Origin of the sequence: Escherichia coli (assembly GCF_036503815.1) — a bacterium.
Classification (GTDB): Bacteria; Pseudomonadota; Gammaproteobacteria; order Enterobacterales; family Enterobacteriaceae; genus Escherichia; species Escherichia coli_F.
In genome coordinates this window covers 2,361,893-2,384,216 of record NZ_AP027764.1, presented here as the reverse complement: position 1 = coordinate 2,384,216, position 22,324 = coordinate 2,361,893, and the positions used below count along the sequence as shown (strand labels likewise).

Here is a 22,324-nt window from a genome sequence, read left to right as displayed (position 1 = left end):
CTATCAGCACTCAACAAACTGATGCTGTTCATTAAGGCGATAGCGGACTCCGGCTCGAATATTGTTTTCACCTTCAATGGCGACGGCGAAGCGAACTCTTTCGCCGTCATGATATGCCAGTGCGGCGCTTCCCCCTGGCCCGAGAATAATTGAGTCGACCACGCCCGTGCTCACTATTGTTGAATCTTCACCGCTGGCAATGATGTGTACATTGTCGCCGCTGTTGGCAATTCTGGCGTTTGCGCCAAAGCTGGCGATTTGCACCAGGTCACCATTACTGGCGACATGACACCGTTCACCCAATGTGCAAACGCGTGCTCGCATTCCGGTATTCGCAATCCGACTACTATCTCCAGCGCTGCTTATCCGCGAAGAATTACCGGTTACAGCAACCCGTGCGCGTTCACCGGAGCTGCCAATGTGACTGTTAAAGCCGACACTTCCAATCCGCACGCTATAACCCATACTGGCAATTTGCGCGGCATACCCAGCAGTTGCGATTCTGGCATTATCCTCACAACAGCCGATGCGAGCATGATCGTCGCTGCGGGCAAACTGACTGCAAAATGGTCTCTCTCCGGGATCTATGGCCAGTTTTTGCATAGAAGAAACTTCCTGATGCGCGAAGTTTTCATCCGCCAGCCATTTTTTCCACGCATACTCAACCAGACTCTCCGCCCAGTCCGTATATCCTTCCTCAATAAGTGCATGATGAATATCGGCATAACTACCGCCGCGTGGGAAATGGCGCAGGAACCAGCGATACATCACCGCTCCGATACGCCATTCTCGCAGGTCTGCTCGTGTAATGATCATTCGTTAGTGCCGGTGATAGCCATCGACCATGCTTTTAAAGGTTTCGTGTGGCGTACGCCCCGTGGTGCAAAGATAAAGATGACCGAAGATAAAAAAGAGGCTTATAAATGCCAGAGCAAAATGCGCCTGCAATAACCAGTATCTTACGCCAGGAAACACATCTCCCACGGCTTGCGGATAGAGACACAGCAGCCCCGTCAATAGTAACAACGGCAGCAATCCATACATGACACCAACATAGGCGACCTGCTGTAAGGGATTAAATTTAGACTGTGTTGTTGCCGGGAAAGGATGTTCTTCCCCCTGCATAATGCCAAACAAATAAAATCGCGTTTGTTTTGCCGCTCGCTCCAGCCAACCCTGACGACGAATGCGATAGTGGTGACCATTACCCCCAAAGGCATTGATCAGAACAAAGCCGAGCCAGCATGCCAGTAACAAAAATCCGCAAACTTCATGCACCGCAACCAGACTTTTAACCGCAGTTGCTCCCACCAGCGCAAAGTGATTTATCAGCCCACTTGCCAGCAACAATACAAAGAGTAACGCATTCGACCAGTGCCATAATCTGACCGCTTTGCTGTAAAGATAAATCTTCTCACCATGATCGGTGGCTGATTTCTTCACGCCACGAGCACGAAGCAAGGCATGCAGCCCCAGCACCAACCACATCCCAACCAGCAATAGCCCGGCAATGATCAACCACACCGGCCAAAATTCGGGAGTGAACTGTGGCACATAGTTCGCCAACTGGCTCTGAAACTGTTCAGCATGTTGCGACGGGTTCATACATTTTCCTTTTTAATCAAATGTTGACCGAATCGGCGATACAGATGCGGTTTCCCGGCACCAGGTAGCTGATATTGATAATATTTATTTTCTTGCAACCACGCTTGAATTTCTGGGCTATCTTCGCGACCAAAGATCAATGCATGTTCCGGGCAGGCGCTAACGCAAATGGGCGGAAAGCCTTTTGCTAGTCGGGACTCAGCGCAGAAATCACATTTATCTGCCACTTTAGTGACAGGATTAAGGTAGCGAACCTGGTACGGGCAAGCGCCAATGCAATAACTGCAGCCGATGCACTGCGATTTTTCTACCCGCACGATCCCCTGCTCATCACGCCACGACGCCCCTGTCGGGCAAACGTCGATGCAAGGAGCATCTTCACAGTGCTGGCATGACTGGCGAAAAAAGTGATACTGCGTTTCGTTGTCGTTATCGGTGACTGGAATGTGTGCTATCGATAAACGGCTTCCCTGAGCGGGGACGTGGTTAGTTTTACGGCATGCGCGGGCGCAAATATTACAGCCATTGCACCGTGACTCGTCATGAATCATGGCATACCGAACTTCCTTTTCTTGCCTCGTGTTCGCTAACAGAGAAGACGCAGAACCAGTAAAAAAGATTACTGTTCCCATCCCCAGAACAAATTTGCGTCGAGTGAAGGACATCTGATTATCCCCTAATGCAGTGGCTGCTACTGTCCACCCTATCCATGACATCTCCCTGAAATTTCAGGGGTTCTGAAACTGCTCTACCTCGAACCATTCGCATAAGCCATACGCCTTGCCATAGGTCATAAATCGCTCGCTAAACAAGTACAACACCGCCGTCGATGACTCCACCTGCCGTATATCGGCATATTCAGGTGCAACATCCATCGCGGCGATCGCGGCTTCAATCTGCGCTTCCAGGAAGTAATATGGCGCTTGCATCAGCATGGCGACTTTGTAAGGACGAGGATACGTCTGGCACTCAAAACGAACGGCGTGTGCAATAGCGCGACAAATGTCCTGCTCCACAACTTGCAAAGACATCGCCGCGTAGTTTTCACTCATGGCCTGCGTTGAGTAATAGTAATCATCCTGGCTTCCCGTCATACACGCGATATCCGCGCAGTCTCCGTTCTGCTTAATGTTTTCCAGCAAAACTGACAGTTCCTCTTCTGCAACCGAATAGGGTGGCGAGAGAAACACGGCGCGCGCCACCAGCTGCCCAGCCGCAGAATGCTGGCGAATGAACTCGGCCAGGATTTCAGCAGGTTCTGGTTCTGTGATGTCTTCACTTACCGTATCAACGGGGTGGCGCATCCCCTGCAACCATTGCCGCTTCGCCTCGTCAATTTCGCTGACTTCCGCTAACGGCAAGACATCCTGATGGTTCATCTCACCCATTCCTTACGCAGGCAGTAGATTGTGTGCTGCCAGATCGGCGGCAATATCTTCCAGCCCCAGACGCTGCAATGTTTCGCGGGTCGGACAACCAAGCTGTGGGTCCCAGCCCATTTCTTTGTAGAACATCGTGAGCGAAGCATGCATATCGTCACGCTCCATTTTGTCAGTACCTTCAGTAAAGACCGGGATCTGCGGATCCTTGTCGAATACCCAGGAACAGATAAGATCGTGTTCATTACGCATATCTTTGGTTTGCATCAGTTTTACCGTGTAGGCGCGATGCAACGTAAAGATACGCTCTGCAGCTAAATCTAATTTTTCCTGAGTCATATCTTCGCCAGTGATCGCTTTGAAGAATTTGGCTTCAAGCGCCAGATCGCCCCGATAATTACGGCTTTTCAGCGGCGAAACGGTCATTGGCCAGACCCAGTTGCACAGGGTGACGGCGTTATGCAAACAGACCCGCAACAGCGACCACTTAGCATATTTAATTTTTGCGTCATTGATTGGCGTGTAGTTTTTGGTTTCATCGTAAGCATCTTCAGAACCAAAAAGCTCTTTCGCCACTTCACGTTGCAGTTTCAATGGCAAACCGGAACCAATGAAGTTGATATGGGTATGCGTCATGCAGTCACGGTTGAACATACAGTTAACAATGGAGCCGACCTGCGCTGACGCTTCATTGGCGTGGTGAACTGGATAGCCAAACGGCGACCAGAGTTTATTTTTCGCGTAGCTCCAGTACTCTTCACCCAAATTCCAGCGTTCTGCGATAGCATATGAACCATCAGCCAGGTGACTCAGCTCACCCACACGATGCGCCAGACGGTAGTAAAAATCTTTAATGAAGTTAACGTCACCCGCTTCCAGTTGATCCCAGCGAATTTCCGCATACTCTTCAGCAGGCAGAACACGCTTGAACACCCCTTTGCTGTAACAATAGGTAAAGTCGCGATGCAGCTGACCATAGTTACACCATAGGCCGTAGTCATCGAACAGATTCAAACCAACCAGGTTACCAATCACACGACCATCGTCTTTATCTTCAAAATCTTTCGGACCGTTCGGGAAGATGGTGGTATGGACAAAGTTTGCAACACAAGTGTTACCACCTGTGCTGGGCACGCCAAACTCTTTCACCCGAGGAATATTCATTTGGGTCATACAACGGATCGGGCAAGAGTGGCAGCCGCTCATTTTTACTGTGTATTTCTCTGCCGCCGGACCTAAATCAAAAACGGATTTATAGGTACGAAAGCCGACCGTGTTCTGATTACCTGGCGGAATTTCACCCGTTTCAATCGGACCGCCTTCTGCCGCGCCCCAAAACAGCCCTTTACGAGCTGTCCAACGTGATTTGGGATCTGAGTACTCTGCCCACGATTGCGGCGTACTTGGCACGACATGGTTATTATTCGCACCGATAAGCTCGGTCATCATGTAATCGTTGAGACGCTTCATCTCCTGACGATCGGCAATGTTGACCCCTTTCGTCCCTTCAACCGCAATCGCTTTCAGGTTTTTCGAACCCATTATTGCGCCAGTTCCCGCACCACCGCTGTGGTTACGGCTATTCAACATGCCAGAGAGAGGAACAAGGTTTTCCCCAGCCTGACCAATAGCCGCCACACAGGTTTCAGGGCTGGTCAATCGACAAATCTCTTCCGTAGTTGCGCGCGTCCCTTTTCCCCATAAGAAATCGGCTTTTTCCAGGCTAACTTTGTCATCTTTAATATTCAGCCATACCGGTGATTTCGCTTTCCCTTCGATAATAATGACGTCGTATCCAGCGAATTTCATTTGCGCTGCAAAAAAGCCCCCCATATGGGCATCGACGACTAAATTTCCTTTGGTAAAAGTAGAAAGTGAGGTGATATTTACGCGAGAACTGCAGGGGGCACCAGATCCAGTTAATGGGCCGGTAGCAAAGACTAATTTATTCGCTTCATCGAAAGGTTTCGTGCCTGGCGGTACTTCGTCATACATAATTTTGTAGCCGAAGCCCATGCCACCGACAAAACTTTTAAACTTACTGGAATCTTCGAGGGTAATATTTCCTGTCGTGAGATTGACTCTTAATATATTACCTGTCCAACCGTTAGCCATGATTTTTTCCTTTGCAAGATTCACACAGTAATATCTTTCCACTCGATAATTTTTAACGCCCCTGTTGGGCAGGCGTTTGCGCATTCACCGCATAACACACATTTCGAGGATTTTTTACTTTCGGTATTTACGGTGGCCATCATCCACGGGCATGCCGTCGTACAGGCGCTACAACCAATACAACGTTTATGATCGACGGTAATACAGCCTTCTTCCTGTTGCCAGGTAATCGCACCAATCGGGCAGACATTCATGCATTGCGGTTCTTTGCATTGACGGCAGGTGTCCGCGGTATAGTTGAGATCGCCATACAGGCCGCCACCAGAGCCAACCCCGTTATCGCCAAAGAAATAATTGCGATGGATTTTGATACGGGAGAAGAATGTCCCTACTGAGCCATCGTTGAAGTTGGTACAAGAGATTTCACAGCGGTGGCAACCCGTGCATCGCGCACGTTGGGTCACCAGCACCCCTTTGGGTGTATTTATCAACCCTACTGTGCCGCTATCAATATCTTCCTGTTTGCAACCCAAAAGTGACAGTAACGCAGGGGCAATTGTCAGACCAGCAAGGCCTTTTCCTGATATACGCAAGAATTCTAATCGCGTTAAGCCAATATCTAATAGTGGACGATCAACCGGGTTCATTTATTTCGCATCCTCTTCGCAAACACAGTGCTGACAATTCAGCAGCCTGATATTAAGCATTCAACTAATACGCTGCTGACTCTGTCCCCAACACCAGATATTTTCCCTAACCCGATAGTGTATGAGAAAAGATTTAACGCTGATAAACTAATCCTTTATGGTTAGGAGGAAAAATAATGTGATTATTCTGAGCTCTTAACATTGATCGTTATCAATTAAAATCACAAAGCAAGAAATTATAAGTGAACTGATATTTATTATCATTTGAAATAAAATTAACTTAAGCGACAATTATTTGTGACTTTCATTACAGAAAATAAAAATAACATTAGCGCTATAAATTAAAATACATACCGAAATTTGTATAATTTCAGCAGTTGTTATTTAGAATGATTAACTGGACTGCAACTGAACTCAAAATATCAGGATGAAGCTTGCCGCCTCATCCTGAATGGTCATTTAACCAGTGCGTTAATGACGGTTTCCATCGCCTGCTTTTCCAGCTCACTGCGCTGAATGCGTTTATTGGCTAATGCTGTACGTAATACGCCTGCGATAACAATATGCTTTGGTTCCTGCCCCAGATCGCGCATTTCCAGCACAACTTTACCGACAACTCTGCACATTTCTCGGTACAGTTCATCCTCTTTTGTCCGGTTTCCCATTCTTTATACCTATTTATCATGCCAACTATCAGCATATATCAATCTAACCAATTAAACAAAAACCAAACAAAATCAGACAAATAACGCGATAAATTATTTTCACTGAAGCAATTTAGCGATGATGTATTTGTACACCTAATGAATTTTCACTCGTCATCACACTGACAAAGCTGACTCCAGACGTTGCGCAAACAGCGAAGTTTTTGCGTAACGTTTTCCCTGGAACGTTAAATCTTTGATAACAATTTATTGTCTAACGAGTTGTATATTTTTTGAAACGCTGTTTTTGTTTTCCTTTTGGATTAATTTCAGCGTATAATGCGCGCCAATTGACTCTTGAATGGTTTCAGCACTTTGGACTGTAGAACTCAACGACTCAAAAACAGGCACTCACGTTGGGCTGAGACACAAGCACACATTCCTCTGCACGCTTTTTCGCTGTCACCTATCCTTAGAGCGAGGCACCACCACTTTCGTAATACCGAATTCGCTTTCCGGCAGTGCGACCAGAAAGCAAGTTTCTCCCATCCTTCTCAACTTAAAGACTAAGACTGTCATGAAAAAGACCAAAATTGTTTGCACCATCGGACCGAAAACCGAATCTGAAGAGATGTTAGCTAAAATGCTGGACGCTGGCATGAACGTTATGCGTCTGAACTTCTCTCATGGTGACTATGCAGAACACGGTCAGCGCATTCAGAATCTGCGCAACGTGATGAGCAAAACCGGTAAAACTGCCGCTATCCTGCTTGATACCAAAGGTCCAGAAATCCGCACTATGAAACTGGAAGGCGGTAACGACGTTTCTCTGAAAGCCGGTCAGACCTTTACTTTCACCACTGATAAATCTGTTATCGGCAACAGCGAAATGGTTGCGGTAACGTATGAAGGTTTCACGACCGACCTGTCTGTTGGCAACACCGTACTGGTTGACGATGGTTTGATCGGTATGGAAGTTACCGCCATTGAAGGTAACAAAGTTATCTGTAAAGTGCTGAACAACGGCGACCTGGGCGAAAACAAAGGTGTGAACCTGCCAGGCGTTTCCATTGCCCTGCCAGCACTGGCTGAAAAAGACAAACAGGACCTGATCTTTGGTTGCGAACAAGGCGTAGACTTTGTTGCTGCTTCCTTTATTCGTAAGCGTTCTGACGTTATCGAAATCCGTGAGCACCTGAAAGCGCACGGCGGCGAAAACATCCAAATCATCTCCAAAATCGAAAACCAGGAAGGCCTCAACAACTTCGACGAAATCCTCGAAGCCTCTGACGGCATCATGGTTGCGCGTGGCGACCTGGGTGTAGAAATCCCGGTAGAAGAAGTTATCTTCGCCCAGAAGATGATGATCGAAAAATGTATCCGTGCACGTAAAGTCGTTATCACTGCGACCCAGATGCTGGATTCCATGATCAAAAACCCACGCCCGACTCGCGCAGAAGCAGGTGACGTTGCAAACGCCATCCTCGACGGTACTGACGCAGTGATGCTGTCTGGTGAATCCGCAAAAGGTAAATACCCGCTGGAAGCGGTTTCTATCATGGCGACCATCTGCGAACGTACCGACCGCGTGATGAACAGCCGTCTCGAGTTCAACAATGACAACCGTAAACTGCGCATTACCGAAGCGGTATGCCGTGGTGCCGTTGAAACTGCTGAAAAACTGGATGCCCCGCTGATCGTGGTTGCTACCCAGGGCGGTAAATCTGCTCGCGCAGTACGTAAATACTTCCCGGATGCCACCATCCTGGCACTGACCACCAACGAAAAAACGGCTCATCAGTTGGTACTGAGCAAAGGCGTTGTGCCGCAGCTGGTTAAAGAAATCACTTCTACTGATGATTTCTACCGTCTGGGTAAAGAACTGGCTCTGCAGAGCGGTCTGGCACACAAAGGCGACGTCGTAGTTATGGTTTCTGGTGCACTGGTACCGAGCGGCACTACTAACACCGCATCTGTTCACGTCCTGTAATATTGCTTTTGTGAATTAATTTGTATATCGAAGCGCCCTGATGGGCGCTTTTTTTATTTAATCGATAACCAGAAGCAATAAAAAATCAAATCGGATTTCACTATATAATCCCACTTTATCTAAGATGAATCCGATGGAAGCGTCCTGTTTTCTCTCAATTTTTTTATCTAAAACCCAGCGTTCGATGCTTCTTTGAGCGAACGATCAAAAATAAGTGCCTTCCCATCAAAAAAATATTCTCAACATAAAAAACTTTGTGTAATACTTGTAACGCTACATGGAGATTAACTCAATCTAGAGGGTATTAATAATGAAAGCTACTAAACTGGTACTGGGCGCGGTAATCCTGGGTTCTACTCTGCTGGCAGGTTGCTCCAGCAACGCTAAAATCGATCAGCTGTCTTCTGACGTTCAGACTCTGAACGCTAAAGTTGACCAGCTGAGCAACGACGTGAACGCAATGCGTTCCGACGTTCAGGCTGCTAAAGATGACGCAGCTCGTGCTAACCAGCGTCTGGACAACATGGCTACTAAATACCGCAAGTAATAGTACCTGTGAAGTGAAAAATGGCGCACATTGTGCGCCATTTTTTTTGCCTGCCATTTACCGCTACTGCGTCGCGCGTAACATATTCCCTTGCTCTGGTTCACCATTCTGCGCTGACTCTACTGAAGGCGCATTGCTGGCTGCGGGAGTTGCTCCACTGCTCACCGCAACCGGATACCCTGCCCGACGATACAACGCTTTATCGACTAATTTCTGATCTACACCCTTATTGTCTTTAAATTGCGTAAAGCCTGCTGGTAGTGTGTATGGCATTGTCTGAACGTTCTGCTGTTCTTCTGCTGATAGTGGTCGATGTACTTCAACATAACGCATCCCGTTCGGTTCCACGGAATATTTCACCGGTTCGTTGATCACTTTCACCGGCGTTCCCGTCCGCACGCTGGAGAACAAGGCTTTAATATCCGGTGCATTCATGCGAATACACCCTGAACTGACGCGCAAACCGACGCTGTCCGGCGCACTGGTGCCATGAATGAGGTATTCGCCATTACCATGCGCGAGGCGCAGTGCGTAACGTCCTAGCGGGTTATTTGGCCCGGCAGGAACGACGGGCGGTAATTTAATGCCACGCTCCAGCGAACGCTGACGAATGCCCGCCGTAGGCGTCCAGGTTGGGTTAGGGATTTTCTGCCCCACACGCGTTTCCATCACTGGCGTTTCCAGCCCCTGCAAACCAATACCTATCGGATAGACCTGCACGATATTTTCTCCCGGCGGATAATAATAAAGGCGCAGCTCTGCAAGGTTAACGATAATCCCCTGACGCGGCGCATCAGGCAATAACAGTTGCGAAGGAATAGTTATCGTCGTACCAGGTTTTGGCACCGGGGCGATAGTGTTATTGGCTTCAAGGATCAACATTGCCGCAGTATCAAAACGTCGGGCGATGGCCTGAAGGTTTTTATCCCCTTCTTGCACCGTATACGTTTGATTTTGCCCAACCAGTCGGCTTCCGGTTGGTGGTAGCGGATAATCAACCGCCCAGGCAGCCTGAATGGCGCTAAAAGCGCCGATAAGCGTGAGTGTAAGCAAAGACGCGCGTTTCATTGTAAACCTCCTGTATTTGCCGGAGACTCACGCTGAAACGTCGGATGGCGCTTATGTTCACCTGAAACCAAAACACTCCTGTGCAGGCCAGTGTAAACATTGACCACCCGGCAATGTGAGCCAACCGGATGAAAGCTGTCCCTTTAGTTTAGCTAAGTGCAGCGGCTTTGGCGCGAATTGCGCGAATCATCGCTTCCAGACCTTGTGAACGAGATGGGGTGAGATGTTGGGTGAGCGCCATTTTTTCAAACCACGGACGCACATCGAAATTGACAATATCCTGCGGCGTCATCTGATCGTAGAGTATAAAGACCACCGCAATAAGCCCTTTCACAATCGCCGCATCGCTGTCGCCCTGCAATTCAATAATTCCCTGCGCATTCTGGCGCATGACAATCCACACCTGACTCTGGCAGCCCTGAATGCTATTTTGTGGGCTTCTGTCTTCGTCGCGTAATTCTGGCAGACGTTGGCCCAGCTCAATAATGTAGAGATATTTCTCTTCCCAATTGGCGCAGCGTAAAAAATTACGCAGCAATTTTTCTTTATCCGGCAATACAGCCATAGTGCCTCCCTGTTATCCCAGCAGACGGTGAATACGTTGCAGGCCGGTCACCAGACGATCCACTTCTTCATGGGTGTTATACATAGCCAGCGACGCCCGACACATGGCAGGAACGTTGTAATAGGCCATTAATGGCATAGCGCAGTGATGTCCGGTACGCACAGCAATGCCGTAATTATCGAGAAAACTGCCAACATCATAGGCGTGGTGTTTACCAAGATTAAAAGCAATAACGCCAAGTCTGTTCTGGGGACCATAGAGAGTGAGATCCGGTACAGATTCCAGCTGTGATAGCGCGTAGTGCATCAGATTCTGTTCATACTCGGCTATATTATTAAGCCCCAGCGCCGACACATACTCCAGCGCCGCGCCAAGACCAATGATGCCTCCGGTATTGGGTGTGCCGGCTTCAAACCGCCAAGGTGCTTTGGTCCAGGTAGTGCCTTCACTCAGGCTGACGGTGGCGATCATAGAACCGCCCCCTTCCCACGGCGGCATCTCCTGCAACAAGGCTTCTTTGACATAAAGAATGCCAATTCCAGTGGGGCCATACAGTTTATGCCCGGAGAACACGTAAAAATCGCAATCCAGCGCCTGAACGTCCACCGGATGATGCATCACCGCCTGAGCGCCATCCACCAGTACTTTTGCGCCATGTTGGTGTGCAAGGGTGATCATCTCGGCCAGCGGATTTTCTGTCCCAAGCACGTTGGAGACATGGGTAATTGCCAGCAGGCGAGTTTTCTCATCGAACAGATTAGGCAGTGTCTCCCGCTGCAACGTACCGTCGGGGTTGAGAGGAATCACACGCAGCTCTGCACCCACTCGCGCGCAAAGCATTTGCCAGGGAACAATGTTAGCGTGGTGCTCCATCTGGCTGATGATGATGTTATCGCCCGCTCGCACGTTGCTGTTGCCCCAGCTATTGGCGACCAGGTTAATGCCTTCCGTGGTGCCGCGGACAAACACCAATTCTTCCGCGGAACGGGCATTGATAAACAACGATGCCCGCTTGCGCACGTTCTCCATTTTCTCGGTCGCCTGGGCGCTTAAGGTATGAATACCGCGATGCACCGCCGCGTAGCCATGACGATAAAACTCGGCCTCGGCGTCAATCACCTGGCTTGGTTTCTGCGCACTGGCGGCGCTGTCGAGATAAGCCAGCGGCAAACCGTTTACCTCACGAGAAAGCACCGGAAAGTCGGCCCGCACTTTGTCGACGGAAAAAGTCATCTTGCACCTCCTGGCAGTCGTTGACCGATTCGGGCCAGCACCTGCTGTTTAAGCCCTTCATCACGCAGTGCTTCCGTCAGTTCGGCAGCAAAGGCGTAAATGATCATCTGCTGGGCATCCTGCTGATTGATCCCGCGCGAGCGCAGATAGAACATCTGTTCATCATCAATACGCCCCACCGTCGCGCCGTGGCTGCATTTCACATCATCTGCATAGATTTCCAGCTGCGGTTTAGTATCCACTTCCGCCAGTTTTCCCATCAGCAAATTATTGTTGGTCATCTGACCATCCGTTTTGATGGCGTGCTGCGCGACGTTGATCAAACCGTTAAATACCGCGCGGCCTTTGTCGCTGACGATAGTTTTGTGCAACTGTCGGCTGTTACAAAAACCTTTATTGTGTTCCAGCCAGGTACGGGTATCACACACCTCGTTTTTCACCGGCATCACCAGACTATTGATCCGCAGCGTGCTGTTTTCGCCATTGAGTTGCGTACTGGTGTTGTGTCGTAACACTGCGCCACCCAGCAGGAAACTGTGGCTAAATGCAGTGGCATCGTCAGCCAGCAACAAATCGTTATGGGCAAAGTGGTGACTGACCGGGTTTTCAAACGCCAGCTTGATATGCTGCAAGTGGGCGTTCGCTGCGACATTGATGGTAAAGCGCGCTCCGGTGAAATGACGAGCATCATTAAGGCTGACAAAATGTTCGATCACCGTCGCTTCGGCACCTTCCGCCAGATCCAGATGATGTCGGTAATGGGCAGTGTTCACCTCTTCACCTGCCACGCCCTGGGTAATATGCATTAGCAGCAATGGCTTTGCCGGTCGTTGACCGCGCTTCACGGCGATATGCGTCACGCTTTGCGCCAGGCTTTCCGTCAAATGCAGAAACACTTCCGTCTGAATAGCGTCGGGTAACCCCTGGCGGTCATCGTTAATGCTCACTTCATATCCGCTGCCTTCAGTTGCATCGCTCAGCGCGGGCACGTAACGTCCATCGACAAACACCAGCCGCACAGCGTCTAACGTTAACGCTAAGGCATCTCGCTGCTGTGGGGATATCTCTCCCGCAATGCTGACAAACTGGCTATTGGTCAGCCCTTCCAGCGGCGTATATTTCCAGTGCTCATGTTTGCGTGTCGGCAGTCCGGTACGCAGCAATTGTTGTAAATGCTGCTGTGCTTGCAGGGAGCGTTTTGCACCCTCGGCTTCAAACAAATGATGCCACTGTTGCAGCACGTTACTGCTGTTCGGTAAGCCAGCCATAACCCTGCTCCTCCAGTTGTTTGACCAACGTGAAATCGCCGGATTTCACAATTCGTCCCTGATACAGCACATGGACGTAATCAGGCTTGATGTAGTCGAGAATGCGTTGGTAGTGCGTAACAATGATGAATGAACGCTTGCCGTCACGCAGCGAGTTCACGCCATCGGCAACCACTTTTAATGCGTCAATATCCAGCCCGGAGTCCGACTCATCAAGAATGCATAACTCCGGTTCCAGCACCGCCATTTGCAAAATATCGTTGCGCTTTTTCTCGCCGCCGGAAAAACCAACATTTACCGAACGGGTTAATAAATCCTCCGGCATTTTCAGGAGAGCGATTTTCTCTTCCATCAAATCCTGAAAATCAAAGCGGTCGAGCGTTTCCTGGCCGCGATAGCTGCGCACCGCATTAAGTGCCGTTTGCAGGAAAAACTGGTTACTGACGCCGGGAATTTCCACCGGATACTGGAAGGCCATAAAGATGCCTTCACCTGCACGATCTTCCGGCGACAGCGCAAGCAAATCTTTGCCTTTGAACTCAACCGTGCCGCCCGTCACCTCATAATCTTCTCGCCCAGCAAGCGTTGCCGATAAGGTACTTTTGCCAGAACCGTTTGGCCCCATAATGGCGTGAACTTCGCCGGGACGAACGTCGAGGCTTAACCCACGCAGGATAGCTTTATCTTCCACGCTGACGTGTAAATCTTTAATACTTAACATGTTTATTCCTTATCCGACGCTGTGTTCAAGACTGATGGCGAGGAGTTTTTGTGCTTCAACGGCAAATTCCAGCGGCAGTTCTGAGAACACGTCTTTGCAGAAACCGTTAACAATCATCGAGATGGCGTCTTCTTCGCTGATCCCGCGTTGCAGGCAGTAAAACAGTTGATCTTCACCAATACGTGATGTCGTTGCCTCGTGCTCCAGTTGCGCGCTGTTATTGCGACATTCGACATACGGGAAAGTATGCGCCCCACAATTAGCGCCTATCAGCATTGAGTCGCACTGGGTGAAGTTACGTGCATTGGTTGCCGTCGGCATGATTTTCACTAAGCCGCGATAACTGTTCTGGCTGTGTCCGGCTGAGATCCCTTTAGAGATGATGGTCGATTTGGTGTTTTTACCAATATGGATCATCTTGGTGCCGGTATCCGCCTGCTGATGACCGCTGGTCAGTGCCACTGAGTAAAACTCACCGATGGAGTTATCGCCGCGCAAAATGCAACTGGGATATTTCCACGTAATCGCTGACCCGGTTTCTGATTGCGTCCATGACATTTTGCTGTTTTCGCCTTCGCACAAAGCACGCTTGGTGACGAAGTTGAGAATACCGCCGGTGTTGTTATCGCCAGGGAACCAGTTTTGTACCGTGGAATATTTCACCTCGGCGTTTTTATGGATGATGACTTCCACCACCGCCGCGTGTAACTGATAGCTGTCACGCACCGGAGCGGAACAGCCTTCAATGTAGCTGACGTAGCTGTCTTCGTCGGCCACCAGAATGGTGCGCTCAAACTGCCCGGTTTTTTCCGCGTTAATACGAAAATAGGTGGAAAGTTCCATCGGGCAGCACACGCCTTTAGGCACATAAATAAACGTACCGTCAGAGGCCACCGCCGCATTAAGCGCGGCAAAGAAGTTGTCATTCCCCGGCACCACGGTGCCGAGATATTTACGCACCAGTTCCGGGTGATCGTGGATCGCCTCGCCAAAGGAACAGAAAATAATTCCCTGCTCCGCCAGTTTTTCGCGATAAGTGGTGGCAACCGAAACAGAGTCGAAAATGGCATCCACTGCCACTTCTTTGCCTTCCCGCACGGGAACGCCCAACTGCTCAAACGCCGCCTCCACCTCTTTACTTAAAAAGGCGTTCGCGCCAGTTTGCTGCACCGCGCCGGGTTCAGACGCGCAGTTGTCGTCACAATTACCGCACGATGGTGCTGAGTAGTAGCTGTAATCCTGATAATTCAGCTTGTCGTAGTGCGCTTTCAGCCAGTGCGGCTCTTCCATCTCCAGCCATGCGCGATAGGCATTGAGACGAAACTCCAGCATCCACTCCGGCTCATTACGCTTCGCCGATATTGCGCGCACCACCTCTTCGTTTATCCCCTTTGCCAGTTCATCAGTGGCTAACTGGGTGAAGAATCCTTCTTTATAATTCAGCGGGCCGCCGGTCCAGGTTTTGACATCGTCAGTTGCTTCAGTATTACGAGACATAGTACCGCCTATACCCCAAAGCTTTCGCCACAGCCACATTCATTCTGGGCTTTCGGGTTGTGAAATTTGAATATCTGATTAAGTCCTTCACGAACGAAATCGACTTCCGTGCCATCAATAAACGGCATCGCTTGCAGCGGGACAAACAGCTTCGCGCCGTCGTGTTCAAACAGCAGATCGTCTTTGTCCGGCTCGCTAACACTGTCGAGCATATAGCCAAAGCCCGCGCAGCCCGTTTGCTTCACGCCTAAGCGCACGCCGACCATACCCGGCTGCTTTGCCACCAGCTCACGGATGTGGACCACGGCAGCGGGTGTCAGCGTTAAGCCCTGCCAGGCGAAATCCTGTGGATTAAAGGTTCCTGAATGCATGTCCATCGATTTACCTCACTTCATCGCTTTCAGCGTATAACAGCATGTTAGTGATAATGATTATCAGTTCAACCCAGCAAACGCAGGGGCTTTACCGTAAAACATGCTTTTTGCCTGCTTTTAATAAGCATAGACCCTGATGTGTGGGTTAACAGGCACGCTAAGAATTAGGTATCTCATTGTTAGATAATGATTATTATCTTAGGAGCATTAAGGCTGTGATGAAAAAGAAAAAGTTGTATTGAAAATGACTATTTAAGAGATAGGTAAAAAAGTGCAGCGTTCAGAAATAAGAAAACCCTTAAGTCTGTGCATCACAGGCTTAAGGGTTTCTACCCCATCCGGCGCTTATCTCCGGCACTCACAGTGGCTTAGCTCTTGAAGGGGCGATAAGAATAGTCTCATAAAGCTAAGCCGCTGTTTTAGCACAAACTGCGATTTGTATTATTTTTGAACGTTATCAGGCGGGTAGATAAGCAGTATTAAGAAGGCCCTCGAACCTGGACGAAGATTAATCCAGGCCGATTTGGCGAAGTCGCGACATTACGTCAGGATCAATGCACGCCCAAACGCCAGGCAAAGTAGATTTCTTCTTTTAATTCAGCAGAAGAGAGAGTAAGCAAGTCAGCGAATTCAAGTTCTAATTGTTTCAGACGTTTGAGATATTGGGCAGGTGAAAGATTGCTCTGGTCACGACGTAAAAATTCAATGGCCAGCTGGGTGGGATCAAGTTGAGTAGACATAGCATCCTCGCTTTTAGACAAGACCTGCACAGTATACCACCGTTTACTGTGCAGATAATGACCAAAAGCAATATGCGTCACACTTTTCTGGTGACAACGTCACAAAATAGCGGTCGTCAATCGTGACGAACAGCACAAACGCCCTTTCTCATCGAAGATTTCTATCTGCCAAACCTGATGACGTGAACCGAGATGCAACGGTTTACATACGCCGCGTACCCGCCCTTCTCGTGCCGAGCGAACATGATTAGCATTGATTTCCAGACCAACCACCTTTTGCTCACCTTCGGTACATAAATAACCGGCAACGGAACCGATACTTTCGGCCAATACCACGGACGCCCCTCCATGCAGCAACCCGAAAGGCTGCTTTGTCCGCGAGTCTACTGGCATTGTCGCTTCAAGGGTGTCATCACCAATATGTTCAAAGCGAATATCCAGCAACCCCACCATGTTTCCTTCACCCATTGCATTCAGTGCTTCCAGGGTGATTTTTCGTTTCCATATCATTTAATAATCTCCAGTAAAGCCTGCACAGGATGGCGTACCCCCGTGCCTTCAACCCGTTTTACCTGGCTGCGACAGGAATATCCGGTCGCCAGACAGCGGTTACGCGGCAGTCGCTGCATCGCCTGATGCCAGGATAACTCATAGATCCCGAGCGAGTTTTTATGATTTTTCGCTTCATGTCCGTAAGTCCCTGCCATGCCGCAGCAACCCACGCTGACATTTTCAAGTTTCGCGCCAAAACGGGCAAATATCGCCGCCCATTGTGCTGGCGCGCCCGGCAAGGCGGTAACCTCGGTACAGTGACCAAAGAAATACCATGATTCACCGCTGACTGTAGCCACTGGATGTGACTCAAGTGCGCTTGCCAGCCATTCATTCGCCAGTAAGACCTTAAACTCGCCACGTTCCTCGCCCAGCGCCAGTTTATATTCATCGCGATAACAAAGTACCAGCGCTGGATCGACGCCCACCATTGGCATTCCCAATTTCGCCATTCGGTTGAGAAAATCCGCCGTTTTTTTCGCCGTCTTCGCAAAACGATTAAGAAAGCCTTTGATATGCTGGGCTTTGCCATTCGGCGAAAATGGCAGTAACACGGGCTGGAAACCTAATTTTTCGACCAGACGGACAAAATCCGCCACCACTTGCGCATCGTAATAGCTGGTAAAGGGGTCCTGCACCACCAACACCGTGCGCGCTTTCTGCTCTGCATTGAGAGCTTCAAGCTGTTCCAGCGTCATGTTTGCCGAGCGATGTCCCACCATTTGTTGTTGTAGCGAGGGAACCGACAGCAGTGGCAAATCAACCATGCCGATATGTTTTTCCGAGAGTTTGCGCACCAGCGGCTGGTTAATGAAGAAGTTAAAAGTCTTCGGTGCACGAGCCATCAGCGGTGCGTAGCTCTCGACCGTGGCGACGAGGTGGTCGCGCAGCGGGCGTAAATAACGGGTGTGATAGAGCTGCAGAAAACGAGAGCGAAACTCCGGCACATCAATTTTGATGGGGCACTGAGTCGAACACGCTTTACAGGCCAGGCAGCCCGACATCGCCTCTTTCACTTCGTGCGAGAAATCATATTCGCCTTTATTCGCATGCCAGCTATTACGCGTACGGGCAATTAACGTCCGCAGACTGACACCGGATTCAGGCAGTTCCTGTTCCAGTTTGAGTGGGTCAACGCCGCGATCGGCCAACAAACGCAGCCATTCACGCACCAGCGTTGCGCGCCCTTTCGGTGAATGAATCCGGTTCTGGGTAATCTTCATCGACGGGCACATCGGACTGCGGGCATCAAAGTTGAAGCATAAACCGTTGCCGTTACACTCCATTGCACCACGCCACTGCTGGCGTACCGCGATGGGGATCTGCCGGTCATATGTGCCACGCTTCACCGCGTCCACTTTCATCATCGGCGCGTCGATACCTTCCGGTGGGCAAATTTTCCCTGGGTTGAGCCGGTTTTGTGGATCAAATGCCGCTTTGACTTTACGTAATTCGCCGTAAAGTTCCTCTCCAAAAAACGCCGGGCTGTATTCGGCACGAAAACCTTTACCATGTTCGCCCCACAACAAACCACCGTATTTCGCAGTCAACGCCACTACATCATCAGAGATTTGCTTCATCAAAATCTCTTGTTGTGGATCGCACATATCCAGCGCCGGACGGACGTGTAAGACGCCTGCGTCGACATGACCGAACATACCGTAGCTTAAGCCGTGGCTGTCGAGCAGTGCGCGGAATTCAGCAATATAATCCGCCAGATGTTCCGGCGGTACGCAGGTATCTTCAGCAAATGGAATTGGCTTGGCGGCACCTTTAGCATTGCCAAGCAGGCCAACGGCTTTTTTGCGCATTGCATAGATACGTTCAACGCCAGCCAGCTCACGGCACACCTGCCAGCCGATCACACCTGCTTGCTGGCTGGCGATAAGTTCATCCAGCCGCGCACAGAGCGCATTCACCTGCTGATCGATAAGTGCTTCATCGTCTCCGGCAAATTCAACAATGTTCAGCCCGAGCATCTGTTTGTCAGGTACATCGGTAATCAGCTCACTGACGGAATGCCAGACGATATCTTCCCGCGCCAAATTCAGCACTTTTGAGTCTACCGTCTCTACCGAAAGCGCGCGCGCTTCGACCATAAACGGTGCGTTACGCAGGGCGGAGTCAAAAGAATCATATTTGACGTTCACCAGACGGCGCACTTTAGGCAAGCGCGTAATATCCAGCCGCGCTTCGGTAATAAAGGCCAGCGTCCCTTCTGAACCCGTCAGAATGCGCGTCAGGTCGAACTCAGTCATCTCATCGTTAAAGACATGACGCAGATCGTAACCCGTCAGAAAACGGTTAAGTTTGGGGAATTTATCGATAATTAACTGGCGTTGCTGACGGCAACGTTGATAAACCGTGTTATAAATTCGCCCGATTGTAGTATTGGATTTACCCAGCGTTTCCGCCAGTTCAACAGGCAAAGGCTGGGTATCGAGAATATCGCCTCCCAACAACACCGCGCGTACGCCAAGCACGTGATCTGATGTTTTCCCATAGACCAGCGATCCCTGCCCGGATGCATCGGTATTGATCATCCCGCCGAGCGTTGCGCGATTGCTGGTCGAAAGTTCTGGCGCAAAAAAGTAGCCGAATGGTTTCAAATACTGATTGAGTTGATCTTTTATCACCCCAGCTTCCACGCGCACCCACCCCTCTTCAGGGTTAATTTCGATGATGCGGTTCATATGGCGGGACATATCAACAATAATCCCCTGGTTGAGCGCCTGACCGTTAGTGCCGGTGCCACCACCTCGCGGGGTAAAGATCAGCGATGAATAGCGTTCCTGCGCGGCAAGACGGGCGATCAGCGCCACATCTGCGGTCGAACGCGGAAATACCACTGCATCGGGGAGAAGTTGGTAAATACTGTTGTCGGTCGACATTGTCAGACGATCGGCATAACTTGTCGCCGTATCGCCAGTAAAACCCTGTTGCTCCAGCTCTTGCAAAAAATTAAGCACCAATTGAACGACGCCGGGTGCCTGGGAAATCTGTGGAATCATTATATTGACCCTTTCCTGCGGTCTGTGATGTAGAACGATACACTGTTCTTTCAGGCTGCTAATAGCGCACTGAAAGGTGATGTTTGTTTACTCTATGGATTTCGAGTTGCAGGAAGGCGGCAAGCGAGTGAACTCCAGGAGCTTACAAAGTAAGTGACTGGGGTGAACGAACGTAGCCGCAGCACATGCAATTTGAAATACGACGAGTAAATCGTTTGCGTGTTGCCTGAGTTGTTGTACCACATTTTTTTCTAACACGCCCATCAGAATTAAGGGCAGAATCGGCCTGTTAAAAACCGCTGAAATTGCTCATCATTATGCAGGTGAGTTTCGCGTGTTCACGTCGCGTCGACGATTTGACGCACAAAAAAGGTGAAAAGTAGTTATGGTAAATGTTCGTCAGCCCAGGGATGTCGCACAAATTCTGCTTTCGGTGCTGTTTTTAGCCATCATGATTGTGGCATGTCTGTGGATTGTTCAACCCTTTATTCTCGGCTTCGCATGGGCCGGTACGGTGGTTATCGCCACCTGGCCGGTATTGTTACGTTTGCAAAAGATCATGTTTGGCCGCCGCTCTCTCGCCGTTCTGGTGATGACGCTGTTATTAGTGATGGTGTTTATCATCCCTATTGCTTTGCTGGTTAACAGTATTGTCGATGGCAGCGGTCCACTGATTAAAGCCATTTCCAGCGGTGACATGACGTTACCCGATCTGGCGTGGCTTAATACCATTCCGGTGATTGGCGCGAAGCTGTATGCAGGCTGGCACAACTTGCTGGATATGGGAGGCACGGCGATCATGGCCAAAGTCCGTCCTTATATTGGCACCACCACCACCTGGTTCGTTGGGCAGGCGGCGCATATCGGGCGCTTTATGGTGCATTGTGCGCTGATGCTTCTCTTCAGCGCCCTGCTGTACTGGCGCGGTGAACAAGTGGCGCAAGGCATTCGCCATTTTGCTACCCGTCTGGCAGGCGTTCGTGGAGATGCCGCCGTGCTGCTGGCGGCACAAGCTATCCGCGCAGTGGCGCTGGGTGTTGTGGTGACAGCGTTAGTACAGGCAGTGCTTGGCGGTATCGGCCTCGCGGTATCCGGCGTACCTTATGCAACTTTGCTCACGGTGTTAATGATCCTCTCCTGCCTTGTCCAACTTGGCCCGCTGCCGGTGCTGATTCCGGCGATCATCTGGCTTTACTGGACCGGCGATACCACCTGGGGCACGGTATTACTGGTATGGAGTGGTGTGGTTGGCACGCTGGATAACGTCATCCGCCCAATGTTAATTCGCATGGGTGCCGATTTACCGCTGATCCTAATCCTCTCTGGTGTTATTGGTGGTTTGATTGCTTTCGGGATGATCGGTCTGTTTATTGGTCCGGTTCTGTTAGCCGTTTCCTGGCGTCTTTTTGCCGCGTGGGTGGAAGAAGTCCCACCGCCGACTGACCAACCGGAAGAAGTTCTCGAAGAACTTGGCGAAATCGAGAAACCGAATAAGTAATTTCTCATCAGGCGGTTCTGCCGCCTGATTGTTAACCACCGCTAATTGATATTTGCTTGCTCTTCACTATATTTTCCTGCTTACCGCCATTCAGCTGGTAGTACCTGTCGCAAATTCTTTACAGTTTTTAAACTAATGAGACGAATCTGATCGACGCAAAAAGTCCGTATGCCTACTATTAGCTCACGGTTATAAATCAACATATTGATTTATAAGCATGGAAATCCCCTGAGTGAAACAACGAATTGCTGTGTGTAGTCTTTGCCCATCTCCCACGATGGGCTTTTTTTTAACATTTTTCCGCTTCGCTACCTCGCCCCCTCATTCTTTCCAATAATGTTGCACAAGATACTGTGACTCTCTTCAAGCCGTCGGCAGGCTGATAATGTTATTTATATTTTATTGTTTATTTCATGCAGCCATTACACGATGAACGCTTATGAACTCCAGGCACTCCGCCATATTTTTGCCATGACTATTGATGAATGCGCGACCTGGATTGCCCAGACCGGTGACAGTGAAAGCTGGCATCAGTGGGAAAATGGCAAATGCGCCATTCCTGATCGTGTGGTCGAGCAACTGTTGGCTATGCGACAGCAACGAAAAAAACATCTTCATGCCATCATAGAGAAAATAAATAACCGCATCGGCAACAACACCATGCGTTTTTTCCCTGACTTAACCGCGTTTCAACGTGTCTACCCTGATGGCAATTTTATTGACTGGAAGATCTATCAATCGGTAGCCGCTGAATTATATGCACACGATCTGGAGCGCCTTTGTTAATTTTCCAAAGAAAGGAATTGTCGTTGTTACAACAATAATGAACGGATGCTGACACAACATCGCTTCACTTTTTAAAGCACCTTT

22 protein-coding genes and 1 other RNA gene are annotated in these 22,324 nt (G+C 49.7%); 6 read left to right on the top strand and 17 right to left on the bottom strand.

Going from position 1 to position 22,324, the window contains the following annotated elements:
• Positions 1-3: 3 nt before the first annotated feature.
• From ydhT to fumD, 7 genes are all read right to left on the bottom strand, one after another.
• The gene (gene ydhT / locus AABJ99_RS11440) at positions 4-816 is read right to left on the bottom strand and encodes a protein YdhT (RefSeq protein WP_039021254.1); all 813 of its coding nucleotides are present in this window, start codon (positions 814-816) and stop codon (positions 4-6) included.
• Positions 817-819: 3 nt separating this feature from the next.
• The gene (gene phsC, locus AABJ99_RS11435) at positions 820-1,605 is read right to left on the bottom strand and encodes a thiosulfate reductase cytochrome B subunit (protein WP_039021253.1); all 786 of its coding nucleotides are present in this window, start codon (positions 1,603-1,605) and stop codon (positions 820-822) included.
• Positions 1,602-2,270: a 4Fe-4S dicluster domain-containing protein gene (gene ydhX, locus AABJ99_RS11430; protein ID WP_001602609.1), complete on the bottom strand. Its 669-nt coding sequence runs from the start codon at positions 2,268-2,270 to the stop codon at positions 1,602-1,604. Before ydhX ends, phsC begins: the two co-directional genes overlap by 4 nt.
• Before the next feature lie 63 nt (positions 2,271-2,333).
• The gene (gene ydhW, locus AABJ99_RS11425; RefSeq protein WP_039021252.1) at positions 2,334-2,984 is read right to left on the bottom strand and encodes a YdhW family putative oxidoreductase system protein; all 651 of its coding nucleotides are present in this window, start codon (positions 2,982-2,984) and stop codon (positions 2,334-2,336) included.
• A gap of 12 nt (positions 2,985-2,996) precedes the next feature.
• The gene (gene ydhV / locus AABJ99_RS11420; protein WP_039021251.1) at positions 2,997-5,099 is read right to left on the bottom strand and encodes an aldehyde ferredoxin oxidoreductase; all 2,103 of its coding nucleotides are present in this window, start codon (positions 5,097-5,099) and stop codon (positions 2,997-2,999) included.
• Positions 5,100-5,119: 20 nt separating this feature from the next.
• A complete protein-coding gene (gene ydhY / locus AABJ99_RS11415; protein WP_001070227.1) occupies positions 5,120-5,746 on the bottom strand; it encodes a ferredoxin-like protein in 627 nt (208 codons plus the stop codon).
• A gap of 455 nt (positions 5,747-6,201) precedes the next feature.
• On the bottom strand, positions 6,202-6,411 hold the full coding sequence (gene fumD / locus AABJ99_RS11410; RefSeq protein ID WP_000528342.1) for a fumarate hydratase FumD: 210 nt from the start codon (positions 6,409-6,411) through the stop codon (positions 6,202-6,204).
• A gap of 354 nt (positions 6,412-6,765) precedes the next feature.
• On the opposite strand from fumD, the gene AABJ99_RS11405 reads away from it, so the two are divergent.
• The 3 genes from AABJ99_RS11405 (at position 6,766) to lpp (ending at position 8,927) form a co-directional block, all read left to right on the top strand.
• Positions 6,766-6,960 (top strand): hypothetical protein, encoded by a 195-nt coding sequence (locus tag AABJ99_RS11405; protein ID WP_338387560.1) that lies wholly within the window; start codon positions 6,766-6,768, stop codon positions 6,958-6,960.
• A 7-nt stretch (positions 6,961-6,967) separates the two neighbouring features.
• A complete protein-coding gene (pykF, locus tag AABJ99_RS11400) occupies positions 6,968-8,380 on the top strand; it encodes a pyruvate kinase PykF (protein ID WP_000751442.1) in 1,413 nt (470 codons plus the stop codon).
• Between the two features lie 310 nt (positions 8,381-8,690).
• Positions 8,691-8,927, top strand: a complete 237-nt coding sequence (gene lpp / locus AABJ99_RS11395) for a murein lipoprotein Lpp (protein WP_000648420.1) — start codon at positions 8,691-8,693, stop codon at positions 8,925-8,927.
• A gap of 63 nt (positions 8,928-8,990) precedes the next feature.
• Here lpp and ldtE read toward each other — a convergent pair whose 3' ends face one another.
• The 10 genes from ldtE to ydiJ form a co-directional block, all read right to left on the bottom strand.
• The gene (ldtE, locus tag AABJ99_RS11390; protein ID WP_000817109.1) at positions 8,991-9,995 is read right to left on the bottom strand and encodes a L,D-transpeptidase LdtE; all 1,005 of its coding nucleotides are present in this window, start codon (positions 9,993-9,995) and stop codon (positions 8,991-8,993) included.
• Positions 9,996-10,143: 148 nt separating this feature from the next.
• Complete coding sequence (gene sufE, locus AABJ99_RS11385) at positions 10,144-10,560, bottom strand: cysteine desulfuration protein SufE (RefSeq protein ID WP_000279734.1); 417 nt, start codon at positions 10,558-10,560, stop codon at positions 10,144-10,146.
• A 12-nt stretch (positions 10,561-10,572) separates the two neighbouring features.
• Entirely contained in the window at positions 10,573-11,793 is a 1,221-nt protein-coding gene (gene sufS, locus AABJ99_RS11380) for a cysteine desulfurase SufS (protein ID WP_039021250.1), read from the bottom strand.
• Positions 11,790-13,061 carry a Fe-S cluster assembly protein SufD gene (gene sufD, locus AABJ99_RS11375; protein ID WP_039021249.1) on the bottom strand — a complete coding sequence of 424 codons (1,272 nt, stop codon included), beginning with the start codon at positions 13,059-13,061 and terminating at the stop codon, positions 11,790-11,792. Before sufD ends, sufS begins: the two co-directional genes overlap by 4 nt.
• A complete protein-coding gene (gene sufC / locus AABJ99_RS11370) occupies positions 13,036-13,782 on the bottom strand; it encodes a Fe-S cluster assembly ATPase SufC (RefSeq protein ID WP_000948872.1) in 747 nt (248 codons plus the stop codon). The genes sufD and sufC overlap by 26 nt, the downstream gene beginning before the upstream one ends.
• 9 nt (positions 13,783-13,791) lie before the next feature.
• On the bottom strand, positions 13,792-15,279 hold the full coding sequence (sufB, locus tag AABJ99_RS11365; protein ID WP_160523726.1) for a Fe-S cluster assembly protein SufB: 1,488 nt from the start codon (positions 15,277-15,279) through the stop codon (positions 13,792-13,794).
• An 8-nt stretch (positions 15,280-15,287) separates the two neighbouring features.
• Positions 15,288-15,656 (bottom strand): Fe-S cluster assembly scaffold SufA, encoded by a 369-nt coding sequence (sufA, locus tag AABJ99_RS11360; protein ID WP_039021247.1) that lies wholly within the window; start codon positions 15,654-15,656, stop codon positions 15,288-15,290.
• 548 nt (positions 15,657-16,204) lie between these two features.
• Positions 16,205-16,393 carry a YdiH family protein gene (gene ydiH / locus AABJ99_RS11355; RefSeq protein WP_001296104.1) on the bottom strand — a complete coding sequence of 63 codons (189 nt, stop codon included), beginning with the start codon at positions 16,391-16,393 and terminating at the stop codon, positions 16,205-16,207.
• 99 nt (positions 16,394-16,492) lie between these two features.
• Positions 16,493-16,903, bottom strand: a complete 411-nt coding sequence (gene menI / locus AABJ99_RS11350) for a 1,4-dihydroxy-2-naphthoyl-CoA hydrolase (protein WP_000637986.1) — start codon at positions 16,901-16,903, stop codon at positions 16,493-16,495.
• On the bottom strand, positions 16,900-19,956 hold the full coding sequence (gene ydiJ, locus AABJ99_RS11345) for a D-2-hydroxyglutarate dehydrogenase YdiJ (protein WP_039021246.1): 3,057 nt from the start codon (positions 19,954-19,956) through the stop codon (positions 16,900-16,902). The genes menI and ydiJ overlap by 4 nt, the downstream gene beginning before the upstream one ends.
• 385 nt (positions 19,957-20,341) lie before the next feature.
• On the opposite strand from ydiJ, the gene ydiK reads away from it, so the two are divergent.
• From ydiK to ydiL, 3 genes are all read left to right on the top strand, one after another.
• Positions 20,342-21,454 (top strand): AI-2E family transporter YdiK, encoded by a 1,113-nt coding sequence (gene ydiK, locus AABJ99_RS11340; RefSeq protein ID WP_000248640.1) that lies wholly within the window; start codon positions 20,342-20,344, stop codon positions 21,452-21,454.
• Between the two features lie 185 nt (positions 21,455-21,639).
• Positions 21,640-21,747: antisense sRNA RprA (rprA, locus tag AABJ99_RS11335), an RNA gene on the top strand.
• A gap of 136 nt (positions 21,748-21,883) precedes the next feature.
• Entirely contained in the window at positions 21,884-22,240 is a 357-nt protein-coding gene (gene ydiL, locus AABJ99_RS11330) for a YdiL family protein (protein WP_039021245.1), read from the top strand.
• Positions 22,241-22,324: the final 84 nt, after the last annotated feature.

Excerpts from the sequence above, each read along its gene's own strand:
- ydiH (WP_001296104.1), bottom strand. The coding sequence starts at position 16,393 with ATGTCTACTCAACTTGATCCCACCCAGCTGGCCATTGAATTTTTACGT.
- ydiK (WP_000248640.1), top strand. The coding sequence starts at position 20,342 with ATGGTAAATGTTCGTCAGCCCAGGGATGTCGCACAAATTCTGCTTTCG.
- phsC (WP_039021253.1), bottom strand. The coding sequence starts at position 1,605 with ATGAACCCGTCGCAACATGCTGAACAGTTTCAGAGCCAGTTGGCGAAC.
- ydhY (WP_001070227.1), bottom strand. The coding sequence starts at position 5,746 with ATGAACCCGGTTGATCGTCCACTATTAGATATTGGCTTAACGCGATTA.
- ydhW (WP_039021252.1), bottom strand. The coding sequence starts at position 2,984 with ATGAACCATCAGGATGTCTTGCCGTTAGCGGAAGTCAGCGAAATTGAC.
- sufB (WP_160523726.1), bottom strand. The coding sequence starts at position 15,279 with ATGTCTCGTAATACTGAAGCAACTGACGATGTCAAAACCTGGACCGGC.
- sufC (WP_000948872.1), bottom strand. The coding sequence starts at position 13,782 with ATGTTAAGTATTAAAGATTTACACGTCAGCGTGGAAGATAAAGCTATC.
- sufA (WP_039021247.1), bottom strand. The coding sequence starts at position 15,656 with ATGGACATGCATTCAGGAACCTTTAATCCACAGGATTTCGCCTGGCAG.
- lpp (WP_000648420.1), top strand. The coding sequence starts at position 8,691 with ATGAAAGCTACTAAACTGGTACTGGGCGCGGTAATCCTGGGTTCTACT.
- fumD (WP_000528342.1), bottom strand. The coding sequence starts at position 6,411 with ATGGGAAACCGGACAAAAGAGGATGAACTGTACCGAGAAATGTGCAGA.
- ydhV (WP_039021251.1), bottom strand. The coding sequence starts at position 5,099 with ATGGCTAACGGTTGGACAGGTAATATATTAAGAGTCAATCTCACGACA.
- ldtE (WP_000817109.1), bottom strand. The coding sequence starts at position 9,995 with ATGAAACGCGCGTCTTTGCTTACACTCACGCTTATCGGCGCTTTTAGC.
- ydhT (WP_039021254.1), bottom strand. The coding sequence starts at position 816 with ATGATCATTACACGAGCAGACCTGCGAGAATGGCGTATCGGAGCGGTG.
- ydiJ (WP_039021246.1), bottom strand. The coding sequence starts at position 19,956 with ATGATTCCACAGATTTCCCAGGCACCCGGCGTCGTTCAATTGGTGCTT.
- sufS (WP_039021250.1), bottom strand. The coding sequence starts at position 11,793 with ATGACTTTTTCCGTCGACAAAGTGCGGGCCGACTTTCCGGTGCTTTCT.
- sufD (WP_039021249.1), bottom strand. The coding sequence starts at position 13,061 with ATGGCTGGCTTACCGAACAGCAGTAACGTGCTGCAACAGTGGCATCAT.
- ydiL (WP_039021245.1), top strand. The coding sequence starts at position 21,884 with ATGAACGCTTATGAACTCCAGGCACTCCGCCATATTTTTGCCATGACT.
- ydhX (WP_001602609.1), bottom strand. The coding sequence starts at position 2,270 with ATGTCCTTCACTCGACGCAAATTTGTTCTGGGGATGGGAACAGTAATC.
- menI (WP_000637986.1), bottom strand. The coding sequence starts at position 16,903 with ATGATATGGAAACGAAAAATCACCCTGGAAGCACTGAATGCAATGGGT.
- pykF (WP_000751442.1), top strand. The coding sequence starts at position 6,968 with ATGAAAAAGACCAAAATTGTTTGCACCATCGGACCGAAAACCGAATCT.
- sufE (WP_000279734.1), bottom strand. The coding sequence starts at position 10,560 with ATGGCTGTATTGCCGGATAAAGAAAAATTGCTGCGTAATTTTTTACGC.